Here is a 16,030-nt window from a genome sequence, read left to right as displayed (position 1 = left end):
GAAGACCTCGTCATCGGGGGTACGGACCGCCAAGCTAACCGACACATCGCCCCCGAAGGAAGAGCCCGCGGTCGCTTGGTGCGCAGTGACACAGCAGCTCAGCGGCACCGCGACCGATCCGCGACAGGCGCATCCGGCGATCGGCCCGTGCCCCCGCCCGCCGACCGGGCGGACGATATAGGGATCTGTCGAACTCCTACCGTCCCTGGGAGAACGCATGAACCACGTAACGCGCCGCCGGCTTTGCCGAGCGGCGGCACTCCTACCACTGCTCGCCGCGCTGCTCGTCCCGGTGCCCCCGGCCGCGGCGGCGGTGCTGCCGTACCAGGATCCGGCGCTGCCGGTGGCGACCCGCGTCAGCGACCTGCTGTCGCGGATGAGCCTGGACGAGAAGCTGGGCCAGATGACCCAGGCCGAGCGGGGCTCGGCGACCCCGGCCGACGTGACCGCCTACCGCCTCGGCTCGATCCTGTCCGGCGGCGGCTCGGCCCCCACCCCGAACACCGCCACGAGCTGGGCCGACATGTACGACAACCTCCAGCGCGCCGCCCTGGCCACCCCGCTGGCGATCCCCATGATCTACGGGGTGGACGCGGTGCACGGCCACAACAACGTGGTCGGCGCGACGATCTTCCCGCACAACATCGGCCTGGGCGCCACCGGTGACCCCGCACTGGTGCAGCAGATCGGCCGGGCGGTCGCCGAGGAGGTGTCCGGGACCGGCATCGACTGGGACTTCGCGCCCTGCCTGTGCGTGGCCCGCGACGACCGGTGGGGCCGGACCTACGAGTCGTTCGGGGAGACCCCCGACATCCCGTCCTCGCTGACGACGATCATCACCGGCCTGCAGGGCACGGCGCTGGGCGGCCCGGCTTCGGTGCTGGCCACCGCCAAGCACTACCTCGGCGACGGCGGCACCACCGCCGGCGACGACCAGGGCAACACCCAGCTCACCGAGGCCCAGTTGCGGGCGATCCACCTGCCACCGTTCCAGGCCGCGGTGGCGCGCGGGGTCGGCTCGGTGATGATCTCGTACAGCAGCTGGAACGGCGTCAAGCTGCACGGCAACCAATACCTGATCACGAACGTGCTGAAGGGCGAGCTGGGCTTCTCCGGTTTCGTCGTCTCCGACTGGAACGGCATCGACCAGATCGACGGGCAGTCCGGGTTCACCGCGGCCGAGGTGACCGCCTCGATCAACGCCGGCATCGACATGGTGATGGTCCCGACCGCGTGGAAGAACTTCCTCACTCTGCTCAAGGCCGAGGTGCAGAACGGTCACATCACCCCGGCCCGAGTCGACGACGCCAACCGCCGCATCCTGACCAAGAAGTTCGAGCTGGGGCTGTTCGAACGGCCGCTGACCGACCGGTCGTACACGCCGACGGTCGGCAGCGCCGCGCACCGGGCCCTGGCCCGGCAGGCGGTCAGCCGGTCGATGGTGCTGCTCAAGAACTCCGGCAACGTGCTGCCGCTCGCTCGCGACGGCGGCAAGATCTTCGTGGCGGGCAAGAGCGCCGACAACATCGGCTACCAGTCGGGCGGCTGGACCATCTCCTGGCAGGGCGGCTCCGGCGCCATCACCCCCGGCACCACCATCCTGCAGGGCATCCGCGCCGCGGTCGGGTCGAGCACGACAGTCACCTACAACCAGCGCGGCACCGGCGTCGACGGCAGCTATCGGGCTGCCATCGCGGTCGTCGGCGAGACCCCGTACGCCGAGGGTCAGGGCGACCGGACCACCAGCATGAGCCTGGACCGCGACGACCTGCGCACCCTGGACACCCTGCGCAAGGCCGGCGTGCCGGTGGTCGTGGTGCTGGTCTCCGGACGTCCACTGGACGTCGCCACCCAGGTGTCGGGCTGGAACGCGCTGGTGGCGGCCTGGCTGCCCGGCACCGAAGGCGCGGGCGTCGCCGACGTGCTGTTCGGCGCCGTCGCGCCCACCGGCAAGACGCCGATGACCTGGATGACGTCGCTGTCCCAGCAGCCGATCAACGCCGGGGACGGCAAGACGCCGCTGTTCCCCCAGGGCTTCGGCCTGACCTACTGACGATCTCCGGCCGGGTCGGTGGCCTTCTGCATCGGTCGCCGACCCGGTACGGTCTACCCACCCGCCGAGATCGTGATCGGCGACACACCAGGGGGTACGGGTGGATCGACGGCAACGCCTGCTGGCGGCCCTGCTCGCCCTGACCGCCGCCGGTGCCGCCGCCGTCGTCACGAGCTGCATCAGCGCACCCGGGTCGACCCCGGCGCAGCAGCCGCAGCAGGTGGTGCCGGACAACGCGGCCGTCATCGTCGAAACGCCGATGCGTGGCGGCCGGATGCTGCTCTGGACCGACCCGGCCGAGAACTCCTGCTGGCACCTCACCGTGCTCCCGAAGAGCGGCGCGGCCAACACCGTCCGCACCTGCGGCGACGGAACCACCCCTCAGGCCACCCGCCTGTACGGCGTGATCGTGGTGCTCGGCGGGTGCGAGACGGGCGAGGCGCTGGTGCGCACGGCACCCGACGCCGAACCGGTGCGCTACGTCGCCCGGGACTCGCTGTTCCTGATGACCCAGCCCGTCTCCGGCGAGATCGGTGAAAGCTTCGACCTGGCCTGCGCCGCCACCCCCGCCACCTTCCGCCCCATCCTCGTCACGGGCGCCTGACCCCGCCCGGACGCGGCCCCTTCGCCCCACGTCGGGCGAACGTCGCGCGCGGGTGACGGGGTGCGGATAGGTCACCAGCCTCGGGCGTGCCATTCCGGGAGGGAGGGGCGTTCGCGGCCGAGGGTGCTGTCCTTGCCGTGGCCCGGGTAGAACCACGTGTCGTCGGGCAGCCGGTCGAAGATCTTCGTCTCCACGTCGCGGATCAGCGACGCGAACGCGGCCGGGTCGCCCCAGGTGTTGCCCACCCCACCCGGGAACAGCGAATCCCCGGTGAACAGGTGCGGATGCCCGTGCGGGTCGCGGTAGAGCAGCGCGATCGAGCCCGGCGTGTGCCCGACCAGGTGGATGACCTCCAGCTCGACCTCGCCGACGCGTACCGTCTGTCCTTCCTCGACGGTCTCGGCCTTGACCGGCAGCTCGCCCGCGTCGGCCGGGTGCGCGACCGCGGTGGCTCCGGTCGCCGCGACCACTTCGGCCAGCGCCTGCCAGTGGTCGCCGTGCCGGTGGGTGGTCACCACGGTGGCCAGGCCCGCGTCCCCGGCGAGCGCGATGAGGGTGTCCGCGTCGTTGGCCGCGTCGACGAGCAGCTGCTCGCCCGTCTTACGGCAGCGCAGCAGGTACGCGTTGTTGTCGTGCGGCCCGACCGACACCTTGCCGATGGTCAGCTCGTCCAGTTCCCGCACGTCGGTGCCGCTGCCGCGGCTCACATCTCCGGTGTATGCCACGCCCCTCAGCCTAGTCAGCGGGCGGTCTTGACAGTTGTGGCTATTGCTATTAGCTTTTAGGCTATGAGCATTAGCCAGAGCGAGACGCTGTTCCTCGACGTCCCCGGCGGACGCCTGTCCTACGACCTCACCGGCCCCGCCGACGGGCCGCTGGTCGTCTGCCTGCCCGGCATGGGCGACCTGCGCGCGGCCTACCGCCACACCACCGCCCGGCTGGTCTCGGCCGGTCACCGCGTCGCCCAGCTCGACGTGCGCGGCCACGGCGACTCCAGCACCGGCTGGGACCGCTACGGCAGCGACGCCTGCGCGCAGGACGCCCTCGCCCTCATCGCGCATCTCGGCGGCCCGGCCGTCGTGGTCGGACACTCGGCCACCACCGCCTCGGCGATCCGCGTGGCCGCGACCGCACCGGACGCCGTCACCGCGATCGTGCTCATCGCGGGCTTCCTCCACGACGTCGAGCTGAACCCGGTCATGAAGCTGGCCGCCGCGGCGGTCACCCGCAGCGCCCTGCTGTGGACGCGCGGCTTCTACGCCGGGCTCTACAAGGCGGCCAAACCCGAGGACTTCCCGGCGTACCTGCGTGGACTCCAGGCGAACCTGGGGGAGCCGGGCCGACTGGCGGCGCTGCGCGGGCTGATGGCCAACGCCCGGGAGGGCAACGCGGCCATCCCGGGGGTGACCTGCCCTACCCTGATCGTCATGGGCACCGCCGACCCCGACTTCCCCGACCCGGCCGCCGAGGCGCACGCGCAGGAGCAGGCGCTCGGGCAGTACGCGAGCGCGGTGCGGGTGCGGCTGCTCGACGGCGCCGGGCACTACCCACACGCCGAACTGCCCGAACAGACCGCCGCCGCGATCACCGGCTTCCTCGCCGAGGTGGTTCGTGCCTAGGGCCGGGCTGTCCACGGCCGCGGTGGTCGAGGCCGCACTCGCGCTGGTGGACGAGCAGGGTGCCGCCGCGCTGACGCTGGCCGCGGTCGCCGCGCGCACGGGGGTCGCCACGCCGTCGCTGTACAAGCACGTGCGCAGCCTGGACGCGTTGCAGCAGCTGGTTTCGGCGGCGGTGACCGAGCAGTTCGCGGGGGTGCTGGAGCGGGCGGCGGCAGGCCGGGCGGGCGCGGACGCGCTGCGGGCCGTGGCGGCGGCCTATCGCGCGTACGCCCGCGATCTTCCCGGCCGCTACCCGTTCGCCCAGCGGGTGCCCGACCCGACCGATCCGGCGCACGTCACGGCCGGTGAGCGCGCGGTCGGCGCGATCTTCGCGGTGCTGCGCGGTTACGGTGTCGAGGGTGAGGCGGCCGTGGACGCGACCCGGATGCTGCGCAGCACGCTGCACGGGTTCGTGAGTCTGGAGCTGGCGGGCGGGTTCGGGCTGCCCCGGTCGGTGGACCGCTCGTTCGACCGGCTCGTCGACGGGGCCGACGCCGCGCTGCGTGCCTGGCCGACCTGACGGGGCAACCCGGGTGCGGTGGATACGCGAGACTGTCCACATGCGGCGGTCGACGGCGGTGCTCGGTAGTGTCCTGTTCTTCGTGGTCGCCCCGTGCACGGTCGCGGGCCTGGTCCCGTGGTTGCTGACGGGCTGGCACGCGGGCGGAAGCTGGTGGCCGCCGGTGCGCGTGGTGGGCGTGGTGCTGGTCGCGGTCGGTGCGGCGGTGCTGCTGCACTCGTTCGCCCGGTTCGTGACCGAGGGCCTGGGCACGCCCGCCCCGGTGGCCGAGCCGGAGCACCTGGTCGTGGGCGGGCTGTTCCGATACGTACGCAACCCGATGTATGTCGCGGTCACCGCCGTGGTCACCGGCCAGGCGCTGCTGCTGTGCCGCTGGGACCTGCTCGGCTACGCGGCGGTCGCGCTGGCGGTGATGGTCGCCTTCGTCAGGCTGTACGAGGAGCCGCATCTGCGCGCCCGTTTCGGCGCCGAGTACGACGTCTACCGCCGCGAGGTGCCCGGCTGGTGGCCCAGGTTGCGACCCGCGCGCAGGCGCTAGAACATCCGCTCCAGGATCAGCTTCAGCGCGTCCTCGGCGTGCCGCCGGGAGATCTCCGCGGCCCGGTCCCCGTCCCGCTCCAGCAGGCTCGCCACCAGCGCGACGTGCTCGTCCTGCGACGTCTGCACATCCTTGGCCGCGTAGTGCTCGGCGACCTGGCTGTTGAAGAAGTACAGGTGGTTCTGCTCGATGGTGCGGGCCAGCCGCGGATTGTGCGCGGCGTCCACGATCAGGCTGTGGAACCGGTCGTTGAAGACCACGAAGTCGAAGCCGCCGGTGCCGCCGGTGCCGCCGGTCCAGCTGGCGCACAGCCCCTCGATGGCCGCCAGCTCCGCGTCGGTGGCGCGCTGGCAGGCGAACCGGGCCGCGAACGACTCCAGCGCCATGCGCACCTCGTAGATGGCGACGATCTCGTCGCGGTCGTGCTGGCGCACGATCCAGCGGCGGCGGTGCGACACGATCAGTCCGTCGGCGGCGAGCCGCTGCATGCTCTCCCGAATGGGCGTACGGCTGACCTGCAGTTTCTCCGCGATCGCGGCCTCGACCAGCGGCTCGTTCGGGCCGAGCTTGCCCAGCACGATCTGGTCGCGCAGCCAGCGGTACACGTTGTCCGACAACGTGCGGGTGGCATGCATGGGCGCGGTCGACACATGCCCTCCTCTCCGTACGGACTCCGGACGGCCCAGCGTATGCGCACACCCCGGCACCCGGCCATGAGTCGATCCCCACAACGGCACGCTTGTGCCCGTTCGTCCCTATCCCAGAGTGCGGAAAGTGTCGCGGCCCACGCAGTGTCATCGATGTCCGGGCCTTCCCAAGCGTCCTCGATCGGGTAGACTCGCTGCCGTGGTACGTCGGTATTGGCGCTTTACGCTGGCTCTGGGTAGAGCCGGCGGTCCTTTGCGCTGACCGCGACCATACCCAGAGCCAGCAGGGCGGAGACGGCTCGTCTTCGCCCTTTGCCATGTCATGGACGGGCTGGCCTGGATGACCAGATTGCGGGGCCCGTCCCCAGCCGATCGGGAGACGACTCCAATGACCCAGACCAACGACGTGCACGTGGTCTCGTTCGAGCCGCTGCAGCCACCGCGTGAACTGCTGAGCGCCCTGCCGCTGGGCGACGGCCGGGCCGCCCTGGTCGAACGCAGCCGCCACGACGTCCGCGAGGTGCTGACCGGCCGCGACGACCGCCTGCTGGTGGTGGTCGGGCCGTGCTCGGTGCACGACACCGAGGCCGCACTCGACTACGCCCGGCGCCTGGCGCACGCCGCGGGTCGGCTGAGCAGCGAGCTGTGCCTGGTGATGCGGGTGTACTTCGAGAAGCCGCGCACCACGATCGGCTGGAAGGGCCTCATCAACGACCCCGGCCTCGACGGGACGTACGACGTGCAGCGCGGTCTGCGCACCGCCCGCACCCTGCTGCTGGACATCCTCGACCTGGGCGTGCCGGTGGGCTGCGAGTTCCTCGACCCGACCAGCCCGCAGTACATCGCCGACGCGGTGACCTGGGGTGCCATCGGCGCGCGTACCACCGAGAGCCAGGTGCACCGGCAGCTCGCCTCCGGCCTGTCCATGCCGATCGGCTTCAAGAACACCACCGACGGCGACATCCAGGGCGCCATCGACGCCTGCCAGGTCGGCCGCAACAGCCACGTCTTCTTCGGCGCCGACCCCGACGGCCGCGCCGCGGTGGTCACCACCACCGGCAACGAGGACTGCCACGTGATCCTGCGCGGCGGCCGCGGCGGCCCGAACTACGGCTCCGACTCGGTCGCGTCGACGCTCGGCATGATCGAGAAGGCGGGCCTGAAGCACAAGCTCGTCATCGACGCCAGCCACGGCAACAGCGGCAAGAGCCACGAGCGGCAGGCGGTCGTCTCCGACGAGATCGCGGCCCAGATCGCGGCCGGGCAGACCGGCATCGGCGGCGTCATGCTGGAGAGCTTCATCGTCGCGGGGCGCCAGGATCTCGACTCCGGCCAGCCGCTGACCTACGGGCAGAGCGTCACCGACGCGTGCATGAGCTGGGAGACCACCGAGCAGACGCTGCAGACGCTGGCCCAGGCTGTCATCGCCCGGCGGCGCGCCCTCTGACGCGGAGGCCGGGATGGGACGCGCCATCCCATCCCGGCACTACGTGGGGCCATGCTCGATCACTTGTCGATCCAGGCCGCCGATCCCACCGCGGCCGCTGAGTTCTACGAAACCGTGCTGGCCCCGCTGGGCGGCAGGCGCCTGCTCCGGTTCGGCGACGTCGTCGGGTTCGGCAAAGCCCGCCCGGAGTTCTGGCTCGGGCCGGTAACCACACAGGGCACCCCGCGCGAGGTGCACATCGCGTTCACCGCACCCGATCGTTCGTCGGTCGATGCCTTCTTCGCGGCCGCGGTCGACGCCGGGGCCGAGGTGCTGCACGAACCGCGGGAGTGGCCGGAGTACCACGCCGACTACTACGGCGCTTTCGTACGCGACCGCGACGGCAACAACGTCGAAGCGGTCTGCCACTCCTCCCCCGCCTGAGCCGCGCCCGATCGCCAGGCGCGCAGGTCAAGAGTCAAGAAGGCACCTTCTACCGCACAGAGCGAGCAGAGAATCTGCTCGTCTCGCCGACGCGAGCCGAGGAAGGTGCCCTTCCTTTTACTCGGGCTGGCGGGTGGCGCGCCAGGCGCGTATGCCCAGGATGCCGACGGTGGTGCCGATCGCCAGCGACGCGGCGATGAGCAGGGCGTGCACCCACAGGAAGCTGGTGGGTGCCCCCTGCCCGACGACGCCGCCCGCCCAGGCCCGCGGATCGTTCCAGATCGCCACGGCGAACCGGGGCCAGATGACCCAGGTCCACACCCCGACCAGGGTCAGGAAGATCGACCAGCCGCGCGTCAGCCTCATAACCGGCGAGTATGCCAGCCGCGGCCGGCGCCTCAGCCGACCGGCACCGGCGCCACATGGTGGTCGAACAGCCACGACATCCGCGCCATGGCCTCCGGGCTGCCGCTGCGGCGGAACACCAGCGGCAGCACCATGTCCCGCACCGCGCGCGCCACCGGACCGGCCTGCTTGGCCGAACTCATCGACGCGCCCCAGGCGACCACCCGCTCCACCCGCGCCCGACGGCGCCGCTCGTACTCCTCCAGCGCGGCGGGGACGCCGGGGACCTCGCGCAGGCAGTGGGCCAGGGTCACGGCGTCCTCGGCGGCCAGCGACGCGCCCTGGCCCGAGGCCGGGGAGACGGCGTGCGCGGCGTCGCCGATGACCACCATCGAGCGGCTGTGCCAGCGCGGGACGGTGGGCAGGTCGTACTGGTTGGTGATGCGCAGCTCGTGGGGGGTGCCCGCGACGATGCGCGTGGCGGGGCCGCGGTCGACCGACAGCAGCTCGGCCAGCTCGGCGCGTACCTGCGCGTCGGTCATCGCGCCGAGTTCGGTACGCGGGCGCTCGGCGCGGCTGGGCGGGTTGGCGAACCACCACACCTCGCCGTCCGGGCTCACCGTGTACCCGAAGAAGCACCGCTTGCCCCAGATCATGGCGTACCGGGCGCCGAGCGCCGCCACGTCGTCCACCTGCGCGAACCCGCCGACGTTGCCCAGCCCCGTGTAGCGGGGACCGGGCGCGGCCGGGTCGATGGCGGTGCGGGTGGCCGAGTGGATGCCGTCGGCACCGACGAGCAGGTCGCCCTCGGCGTGGGTGCCGTCGGCGAACTCGACCCGCACTCCCCCGCCGGGCAGCTCCCGGGCCGAGGTCATCCGCTTGCCGTGCTCGATCGGCACGCCGCGGCGCACCGCCTCGTCGTAGAGGCCTCCGTACAGGTCGGCACGGCGGATGGTGTTCGTGGTGGTGCCGTCGGACAGGACCGGTCCCAGCGGGATCGCGCCCAGGCGGCGGCCGGTGCCGCTGAAGAAGTCGATCGAGTTCGTCGGGAAACCGGCGGCGAGCACCGGGTGGTGGGCGTCGACGGCGCGCAGAGCGTCCAGGCCGTTGACGGCGACAGTGAGGTAGACGCCGTGCGCCAGGCCCGCGCTCGCGTCGTAGGCCTCGTACACGACGGGGTCGTATCCGGCCTGCTTGAGCGCGATGCCCGCGACCGTACCGGCCACGCCCGCCCCCATGATCATGATTCGCACGACTGTCCTCCCATATATTTCGTTCGCCCGAACGAAATATATGGTGCGCCGAACCTTCTCCGCAAGTTGCTAACCTCATCGCGTGCCCGAACCCGATGCGTCCGCCGCCCGCGCGGCACTCGTCGAGCGCCTGCACCTCGCCGGACGCGAGATCAGCGCCGCCGCCGTGATGTTCCACACCGCGCTCGCGGCCCGGCACGGCCTCAGCGCCACCGAGGAGAAGGCCCTCGACCTGCTCGACCGGCACGGCCCGATGACCCCACGCGAGCTGGGCACCGCCTCCGGCCTGGCCCCGGCCTCGGTGACCGGGCTGATCGACCGACTGGAACGCAAGGGCTTCGCCCGCCGCGCACCGCATCCGCAGGACCGCCGCAGCGTGCTGGTCGAGGTCGCGCTCGACCGCGCGGGCGATCTAGGCCCGCTGTTCGAGGACTGGGTACGCTCCCTCGACGAGCTGCTGGCTCGTTACAGCGACGCCGAACTGGCCGTCATCATCGACTTCCTCAGCGAGTCGGCCGCCCGGCAGCGCGCGGCGACCACCCGTCTCTCCCAGCAAGATTGAGGCTCGCGCACAGGCCCCTCTCCGGTTGGCTGTGGCACAATCGCGCCACGCCTTGATTCGGGGAAGGGGGCGCCGATGAAGCGCATCGACCACGTACGGCGCCACCTGCGGGTGCTCGCGCACAGCACGGCCACCCTGTTCGCCGGGGCGCTGATGCTCGGCACCGGCTTCGCCGGGACCGCCGTGGCCGCGCCCGCGTCCGCCCCCGCCGCCGTGGGCTCGGCCCGCACCGGCAACCGCATCGACCTGGCCCACGACCTTCCGCGCGTACCGGCCGAGGCGGGTTGGCAGCCGGTGCCCGGCCGCTCCCGTGCCGCCGGTGAGCAGGGGCTCGTCTACACCCGCCCCGGCGGACCCGACCTGGACTTCCACGCGTTCGTGATGGCCGAGCCCGTCGATCCCGACGCCACCGACGCCCCGGTCGCCCGGGTCCGGCTCGGCTCCCGGCTCGGCTACGTCTACCAGGTCCCCGGCCACGCCGTGGCGTACGGCCGCACCTACTGGCACGAGGTCCGCTGGCGGGTAGGAGACGTCCTCTACAGCCTCGTCGCCATCCCCGGCCGCGGCCAGTCCCTGGAGCTGGACACCTTCCGCAGCCTCCTCAACCTCCTCCGCTGGCCCTGACCCCACCGCCGCAGTGTGCTGGGTGCAGTTTCGGGGAAACTGCGCGAATCTTGGGACGGATTCCAGCACTTTCCCCGAAGCTGCAGCAACGCCGACAGGTCAGGGGTTGACGGCGGCGCGGCCGCGCACGATCGCGAGCACCGCCGCCTCGACCTCTTCGATGGGGCGCTCGGGGGTGAACACGAGCCAGTCCAAGGCAGTCACCAGGCACACTCCGAACAGCGCCGACGCCGACAGCCGTACGTCCAGGTCGGCGGCGAAGTCGCCGCCGTCCACCCCCGCCTGCAGCACGCCCGCGATGACGGCGATCGCGTCCTCGCGCAGCAGCCGCAGCGTCTGCTGCCAGTCGCGCTGGGTGCGCCACATCTCCGACAGCAGCAGCTGCGCGAACGACCGGTACCGCTGGATGAACCCCAGCTGCGCCCGGATCAGCGCCGCGACGGCGTCGGCCGGCTCCCGGTCGCGCACCGCCGTCTCGAACTCGGCCTTGAGCAGGCCGACGCCGTAGCGCAGCAGCTCCTCGAACAGCGTGCTCTTGGAGGCGAAGTTGTAGTAGACGGTGCCCTTGGCGACCCCGGCCCGCTCTGCGATCTGGTCGACCGTGGTGTCGCTGAAGCCCTGCTCGGCGATGAGCTCCATGGTCGCCTCGAACAGCTTCTGCCTGGTGGCGTCGCGCCGCGCGGTCCGTCCGTCCACGTCCCCGTCCTTTCCGCACGGCGCGATCGCCGGGCTACATCGTCAGCGCGGGGTGCAGCCGATCCGGGGTGAGCCGCCGGGTGCGCGCCGCGGTGCGTACGGTCAGCGCCAGCGCGACCGCGGCCGTGCCGAGCAGCACCGCCGCCCCCGTGAGCACCGTACCGCTCGACCCGCCGAGCACGAGCTGCCGCAGCCCGTCGACCACGTACGTCATCGGCAGGTACGGATGCAGCGCCTGGAAGAAGCCGGGGCTGGTCACCACCGGGTAGGTGCCGCCGGAGCCGGTGAGCTGGAGCATAAGCAGGATCAGCGAGACGACCCGGCCGGAGGGCCCCAGCGCCGCCCCGAGCAGTTGCAGCACGGCGGTGAAGGCGAGCACGGTCAGCAGCAGGTACCCGTACATGCCCCAGGGGTGCACCGGGGACAGCCCCAGGGCCAGGATGAGCACGGCGTACAGGAAGGTGGCCTGGGCGGTGCCGACGAGCACGGCCGGTTTCCAGCCCGCCAGCGCCACCCGCCACGCGGGTGCGCCGGTGAGCAGGTGCCTGCGGTTCAGCGGCCGCAGCAGCATGTACGTCAGCATCGCCCCCACCCACAGCGCCAGCGACAGGAAGTAGGGCGCGAACCCGACCCCGTACACGGCGGCGGCATGGCGGACGTCGCGGTCCAGGGTGACCGGGTCGGCCAGCACCCCGGCGCGCTGGGCGCGGGTGTCGGCGTCGTACCCGGGCACCCGCGCGGCACCGTCGCCCAGCCCGACGGCCAGCTCTTGCGCACCAGAGTCGAGCTTGGCCAGGCCGGAAGCCAGGTCACCGGCGCCGCCGGACAGGCGCGCCAGGCCGCTGTCAAGCTGGCGGGCGCCCGTGGCCAGCCGGTATATGCCGCCGTGCAGGCTCGCCGCGCCGTCGGCGGCCGAGGCGATGCCGCCGTGCAGCCGGTCGGCCCCGGCGGACAGCTCGGCCAGGCCGATGGCCAGCTCGTCCACACTGGCCCGCGCGGCCGCCACGTCGTCGGCCAGGTGCGGAGCGGCCTGCGCCACCTCACGTGCGGTCGCGGCGACCGCCAGCAGCTTCGCCCGTACCTCCGGCAGGCCGGACTCGTCGAGGCGGTGCGACAGCTCGACCGCGCTCGCGGCCGCCCGCGCCGCCGCCGCGCGGGCGGCGACGAACGCCGGGTCGTCGGCGAGTTCGGGATGCTGCGCGGCCAGCGCGTCCAGGGCGTCCACCACCGCCTGGGTACGCTGCACCGCCTGCTGCGCCAGCCTCGGCAGCGTGTCGACGCCCTCGGCCAGCGTCTGCGCCGCCGCGGCGATCGCGTCGGCGGCGTGCTCGATGGCGGTGGCGTGCTCGCGCAGCACCGGCTCGACCTTCCCGGTCACCGCGTCGACCTTGTCGGCGAGCTGTCGCCCACCGGCCGCCGCCCGCGCCGCGCCATCGGCCAGCTGCGCCGACCCGGCCTCCAGCGTGGCCAGCCCGGTGGCCAGCTCCCGGGACCCGGACTCGGCCTGCGCCAGCCCGGCGGCGAGCGTGCCCGCGCCCGCCGCGGCGCTGTCCGCTCCGCCCGCGAGCGCGTCCGCGCCGTCATGCGCCTGCCCGGCCCCGGTCGCGAGCTGCCCGGCCCCGTCCGCGGCGTCGGCCAGCGCCGTCTTCAGGTCGGTGAACCCGACCAGCATGCCGTCGAAGTACTTCGCCGCCGCCGACTCGGCCGCCGCCGCCCGGATCTCGCTGAACGCGCTGCGGGCCAGCATGCCGGAGATGTAGTTGACCGCGTCGTCGCTGACCACGGTGAGCTGCCCGGCGCTCGGCGCGGCGGCCGGGTCGGGGCCGGTCACCAGCGCGGCCGAGAATCCGGCCGGGATGCGCAGGATCAGCTGGTACGACCCGTCGCGCATGCCCTGCTCGGCGGCGGCCTCGTCGACCCGCTGCCAGCCGAACACCTGCCGCTGGGCCAGTTCGTCGGCCAGGTCCCGGCCCGCGTGGACCTGGTTGCCGTCGGGGTCGGCGGCGGGCTGGTCCTCCAGCACCAGCGCGACCGGGATCCGGTGCATGTTGCCGTACGGGTCCCAGAAGGCCCACAGGTACAGCGCCCCGTACAGCAGCGGGACCAGGGTCAGCACCGCCAGTGCCGCCCGGGTCATCCGGTGCCGCCGGAACCGGCGCAGCTCCAACCGTCCGAGGCTCATGCCCTCTCCTCGCTTCGCTCGTGGGACCCGGTTCGCTCGCTCACTGCCTCACCTCGACGTGTGTGACGGCACCCAGGCTCGGCAGCAGCGCGGGCAGGGTCCGGGCGACGGCGACCACCGCGCGTCCGGTGGCGGCGAAGTCGCTCAGCAACTCGGCCGACTCGGCCGGGGTCAGCCCGACGTCGATGTCGTCGACGAGCAGCACATCCGGCTCCTCCAGCAGCGCCAGCGCCAGCATCAGCCGATGCCGCTCCACCGGCGCCAGGTCCCGCACCAACCGCCCGTCCTCCGCCCACGCACCCTCCGCGCGCCCAGCCGTTGCTGGTCCGAGTTGCCGGGCAATCGGGCGTATCTTGGCCACTCTTTCGCCCGGTTGCCTGGCAACTTGAGTGGGCGTGGGGCGGTGGACGCCGCGGGGGCGGCGGTGGCCGAGCAGGCGACGGCGCTCGGTGAGGTGCTCGGCGACGGTGAGGGCGGGATCGGGGTCGTTGACGCCGGGGACCAGGGCGAACGCCGTACGCCCGAAGGCCTCGCGGCTGCCCGTGCCGGTCTGGAATCGGTCCCCCAGCGCGAGCAGCGCGCTGGTCCGTCCGCCGCCCGCCGGGCCGGTCAACGCGACCAGCTCGCCCGGCCGCACCGCCAGGTCCAGCTCCCGGAACACCCAGCCGCGCCGGGTACGCAGGCCCAGCCCGCGCGCCCGCAGCAGGGGCCTGTCCTCGTCCGGCTGGTCGAGCGGGGTCGCCGCCTCGGTCGCCACGGCCGCCTCCACCTTTTGAACTGACCGGTCAGTTCAAAAACATACTCACGACGCGTCAGGTGCGAAAGTGAGGGTGAGCCGTTTCACGGACTAGGATTCAGCGGTGATCTCGGCAGATCCCATGATCTTCAGAACCGCGTCGTTTCAGGACCTGGACGCCGCCACCCTCTACCAGCTGCTGAAACTGCGCGTGGACGTGTTCATCGTCGAACAGGAGTGCGCCTACCCCGAGCTGGACGGACGTGACCTCGAGCCCGGCACCCGCCACCTGTGGTACGAGGTGGACCGCCGCCCGGTGGCGTACCTGCGCATGCTCGTCGACACCGATACCGACACGGGGGCGAGGGTGCACCGGATCGGGCGGGTGGCGACCGCACCGGAGGCGCGCGGCGGTGGCCTGGCCGGGCAGCTGCTCACCGCGGCGCTGGCCGCGATCGGAGAGGAGCCGGCGGTGCTGGACGCCCAGTCCCATCTGGCGGGCTTCTACGCGAAGTACGGCTTCGCCCCCACCGGCCCCGAGTTTCTGGACGACGGCATCCCGCACATTCCCATGCGCCGCGGCTGACCCGGGCTCCCACCGGTCAATCCGGCACCCACTCACCCCGTTAAGCGTTGACGCCGGCCTATCCGGAAGACGAATCCTCGTCTTCCGGATAGGCCAGCGTCGGTTGAAAGCGGGTGCCCCTTCCGAGCGGTAGGGCGGGTGCCTCTTCCGGGCGGTAGGTCAGCTGGCGACGACCGCGGTCGAGCCGCGGACGACCAGCTCGGTGTCGAAGAGGTACTCGTCCGGGGTGACCTCTCCCCCGTCGACCTGCGCCACCAGCATCGCGACCGCCGCCTGCCCCATCGCGCCGATCGGCTGGCGCACCGTGGTCAGCGGCGGGTCGGTGCACGCCATGAACAGCGAGTCGTCGTACCCGACCACCGACACGTCCTGCGGCACACTGAGCCCGAGCCGCCGCGCGGCCCGGATCGCCCCGAGCGCGAACACGTCGGAGGCGCAGATCAGCCCGGTGACCCCGTCCTTGAACAGCCGCACCGCCGCGGCCTGCGCCGCCTCCATCGAGTAGATGGTGCGCGAGACCGCCGGGTCCTCCTGCCGGGTGCGGGCCTTGAACGCGGCCAGCTTGCGCGCCGACGGCACGTGGTCGACCGGGCCGAGCAGCAGGCCGATGCGGGTGTGCCCGAGCGAGGACAGGTGGCTGTACGCCTGGTCGACCGCGACCGCGTCGTCCGCGGTGACGATCGGGAAGCCGAGCCCGTCGATGGCCGCGTTGACCAGCACCACGGGCAGGCCGCGCTGGCGCAGCCGGTGGTAGTGGTCGTGCTCGGCGTCGGCCTGGGCGTAGAGGCCGCCCGCGAAGATCACGCCCGACACCTGCTGCTCCAGCATGATGTCCACGTACGCGGACTCGGCCACGCCCTCCTCGGTGCGGGTGCACAGCACGGGCGTGAACCCGCGCTGGGCCAGCGCCCCGGCGACGATCTCGGCGAACGCCGGGAAGATCGGGTTGGAAAGTTCGGGCAGCACGAGGCCGACCAGCCGGGCGCGTTCGCCCCGCAGCTTGGTCGGCCGTTCGTAGCCGAGCACGTCGAGCGCGGTCAGTACGGCCGTTCGGGTCGCCTCGGAGATGCCGGGCTTGCCGTTGAGCACGCGGCTGACCGTCGCCTCGCTCACCCCCACGTACTTCGCCACTTCGGCGAGTCTGCGCGTCACGCCG

Annotated in this window: 18 protein-coding genes; 10 read left to right on the top strand and 8 right to left on the bottom strand. The window is 72.5% G+C overall.

The annotated features are described in order from the left end of the window. Nucleotides 1–217: 217 nt before the first annotated feature. Both KUA19_RS15540 and KUA19_RS15535 read left to right on the top strand, forming a co-directional pair. Nucleotides 218–2,053 carry a glycoside hydrolase family 3 protein gene (locus KUA19_RS15540; protein ID WP_217396702.1) on the top strand — a complete coding sequence of 612 codons (1,836 nt, stop codon included), beginning with the start codon at nucleotides 218–220 and terminating at the stop codon, nucleotides 2,051–2,053. A 100-nt stretch (nucleotides 2,054–2,153) separates the two neighbouring features. Next, nucleotides 2,154–2,657 carry a hypothetical protein gene (locus KUA19_RS15535; RefSeq protein WP_217396701.1) on the top strand — a complete coding sequence of 168 codons (504 nt, stop codon included), beginning with the start codon at nucleotides 2,154–2,156 and terminating at the stop codon, nucleotides 2,655–2,657. Nucleotides 2,658–2,728: 71 nt separating this feature from the next. On the opposite strand, the gene KUA19_RS15530 is transcribed toward KUA19_RS15535, so the two are convergent. Then, on the bottom strand, nucleotides 2,729–3,382 hold the full coding sequence (locus KUA19_RS15530; protein ID WP_217396700.1) for an MBL fold metallo-hydrolase: 654 nt from the start codon (nucleotides 3,380–3,382) through the stop codon (nucleotides 2,729–2,731). Between the two features lie 63 nt (nucleotides 3,383–3,445). Between KUA19_RS15530 and KUA19_RS15525 the strand changes: the two genes are divergently transcribed. The 3 genes from KUA19_RS15525 to KUA19_RS15515 are packed head-to-tail and all read left to right on the top strand — an operon-like array spanning nucleotide 3,446 to nucleotide 5,373. Next, nucleotides 3,446–4,276 carry an alpha/beta fold hydrolase gene (locus KUA19_RS15525; RefSeq protein WP_217396699.1) on the top strand — a complete coding sequence of 277 codons (831 nt, stop codon included), beginning with the start codon at nucleotides 3,446–3,448 and terminating at the stop codon, nucleotides 4,274–4,276. Continuing rightward, the gene (locus tag KUA19_RS15520; RefSeq protein WP_217396698.1) at nucleotides 4,269–4,835 is read left to right on the top strand and encodes a TetR-like C-terminal domain-containing protein; all 567 of its coding nucleotides are present in this window, start codon (nucleotides 4,269–4,271) and stop codon (nucleotides 4,833–4,835) included. The genes KUA19_RS15525 and KUA19_RS15520 overlap by 8 nt, the downstream gene beginning before the upstream one ends. Nucleotides 4,836–4,875: 40 nt before the next feature. After that, on the top strand, nucleotides 4,876–5,373 hold the full coding sequence (locus KUA19_RS15515) for a methyltransferase family protein (RefSeq protein WP_217396697.1): 498 nt from the start codon (nucleotides 4,876–4,878) through the stop codon (nucleotides 5,371–5,373). Here the strand turns inward: KUA19_RS15515 and KUA19_RS15510 are convergent. After that, nucleotides 5,370–6,023: a GntR family transcriptional regulator gene (locus KUA19_RS15510; RefSeq protein ID WP_217396696.1), complete on the bottom strand. Its 654-nt coding sequence runs from the start codon at nucleotides 6,021–6,023 to the stop codon at nucleotides 5,370–5,372. The genes KUA19_RS15515 and KUA19_RS15510 overlap by 4 nt on opposite strands. 385 nt (nucleotides 6,024–6,408) lie before the next feature. Here KUA19_RS15510 and KUA19_RS15505 point away from each other — a divergent pair, with 385 nt between their 5' ends. Both KUA19_RS15505 and KUA19_RS15500 read left to right on the top strand, forming a co-directional pair. Then, entirely contained in the window at nucleotides 6,409–7,467 is a 1,059-nt protein-coding gene (locus KUA19_RS15505; RefSeq protein WP_217396695.1) for a 3-deoxy-7-phosphoheptulonate synthase, read from the top strand. 51 nt (nucleotides 7,468–7,518) lie between these two features. After that, nucleotides 7,519–7,890, top strand: a complete 372-nt coding sequence (locus tag KUA19_RS15500) for a VOC family protein (RefSeq protein ID WP_217396694.1) — start codon at nucleotides 7,519–7,521, stop codon at nucleotides 7,888–7,890. A gap of 117 nt (nucleotides 7,891–8,007) precedes the next feature. On the opposite strand, the gene KUA19_RS15495 is transcribed toward KUA19_RS15500, so the two are convergent. Then, the gene (locus KUA19_RS15495) at nucleotides 8,008–8,256 is read right to left on the bottom strand and encodes an SCO4848 family membrane protein (protein WP_217396693.1); all 249 of its coding nucleotides are present in this window, start codon (nucleotides 8,254–8,256) and stop codon (nucleotides 8,008–8,010) included. Nucleotides 8,257–8,288: 32 nt separating this feature from the next. Further along, complete coding sequence (locus KUA19_RS15490) at nucleotides 8,289–9,479, bottom strand: FAD-dependent oxidoreductase (RefSeq protein WP_217396967.1); 1,191 nt, start codon at nucleotides 9,477–9,479, stop codon at nucleotides 8,289–8,291. Between the two features lie 91 nt (nucleotides 9,480–9,570). On the opposite strand from KUA19_RS15490, the gene KUA19_RS42825 reads away from it, so the two are divergent. After that, entirely contained in the window at nucleotides 9,571–10,050 is a 480-nt protein-coding gene (locus KUA19_RS42825) for a MarR family transcriptional regulator (RefSeq protein WP_217396692.1), read from the top strand. 75 nt (nucleotides 10,051–10,125) lie between these two features. Beyond that, a complete protein-coding gene (locus tag KUA19_RS15480) occupies nucleotides 10,126–10,674 on the top strand; it encodes a hypothetical protein (RefSeq protein WP_217396691.1) in 549 nt (182 codons plus the stop codon). Between the two features lie 99 nt (nucleotides 10,675–10,773). Here KUA19_RS15480 and KUA19_RS15475 read toward each other — a convergent pair whose 3' ends face one another. The 3 genes from KUA19_RS15475 to KUA19_RS15465 are packed head-to-tail and all read right to left on the bottom strand — an operon-like array spanning nucleotide 10,774 to nucleotide 14,309. Continuing rightward, nucleotides 10,774–11,370 carry a TetR/AcrR family transcriptional regulator gene (locus KUA19_RS15475; protein WP_308167460.1) on the bottom strand — a complete coding sequence of 199 codons (597 nt, stop codon included), beginning with the start codon at nucleotides 11,368–11,370 and terminating at the stop codon, nucleotides 10,774–10,776. Between the two features lie 34 nt (nucleotides 11,371–11,404). Further along, nucleotides 11,405–13,552, bottom strand: a complete 2,148-nt coding sequence (locus KUA19_RS15470) for a YhgE/Pip family protein (protein ID WP_217396690.1) — start codon at nucleotides 13,550–13,552, stop codon at nucleotides 11,405–11,407. A 40-nt stretch (nucleotides 13,553–13,592) separates the two neighbouring features. Next, complete coding sequence (locus tag KUA19_RS15465) at nucleotides 13,593–14,309, bottom strand: ATP-binding cassette domain-containing protein (protein ID WP_217396689.1); 717 nt, start codon at nucleotides 14,307–14,309, stop codon at nucleotides 13,593–13,595. 121 nt (nucleotides 14,310–14,430) lie between these two features. On the opposite strand from KUA19_RS15465, the gene KUA19_RS15460 reads away from it, so the two are divergent. Next, nucleotides 14,431–14,874 carry a GNAT family N-acetyltransferase gene (locus tag KUA19_RS15460; protein WP_217396688.1) on the top strand — a complete coding sequence of 148 codons (444 nt, stop codon included), beginning with the start codon at nucleotides 14,431–14,433 and terminating at the stop codon, nucleotides 14,872–14,874. A 159-nt stretch (nucleotides 14,875–15,033) separates the two neighbouring features. Here the strand turns inward: KUA19_RS15460 and KUA19_RS15455 are convergent, their stop codons facing one another. Further along, nucleotides 15,034–16,026 (bottom strand): LacI family DNA-binding transcriptional regulator, encoded by a 993-nt coding sequence (locus tag KUA19_RS15455; protein ID WP_217396687.1) that lies wholly within the window; start codon nucleotides 16,024–16,026, stop codon nucleotides 15,034–15,036. Nucleotides 16,027–16,030: the final 4 nt, after the last annotated feature.

This window comes from Catellatospora tritici (assembly GCF_019083965.1).
In the GTDB taxonomy this organism is placed as follows: Bacteria; Actinomycetota; Actinomycetes; order Mycobacteriales; family Micromonosporaceae; genus Catellatospora; species Catellatospora tritici.
Note: the sequence above shows the minus strand (reverse complement) of the source record. Positions and strands in the feature narration are given on the sequence as shown.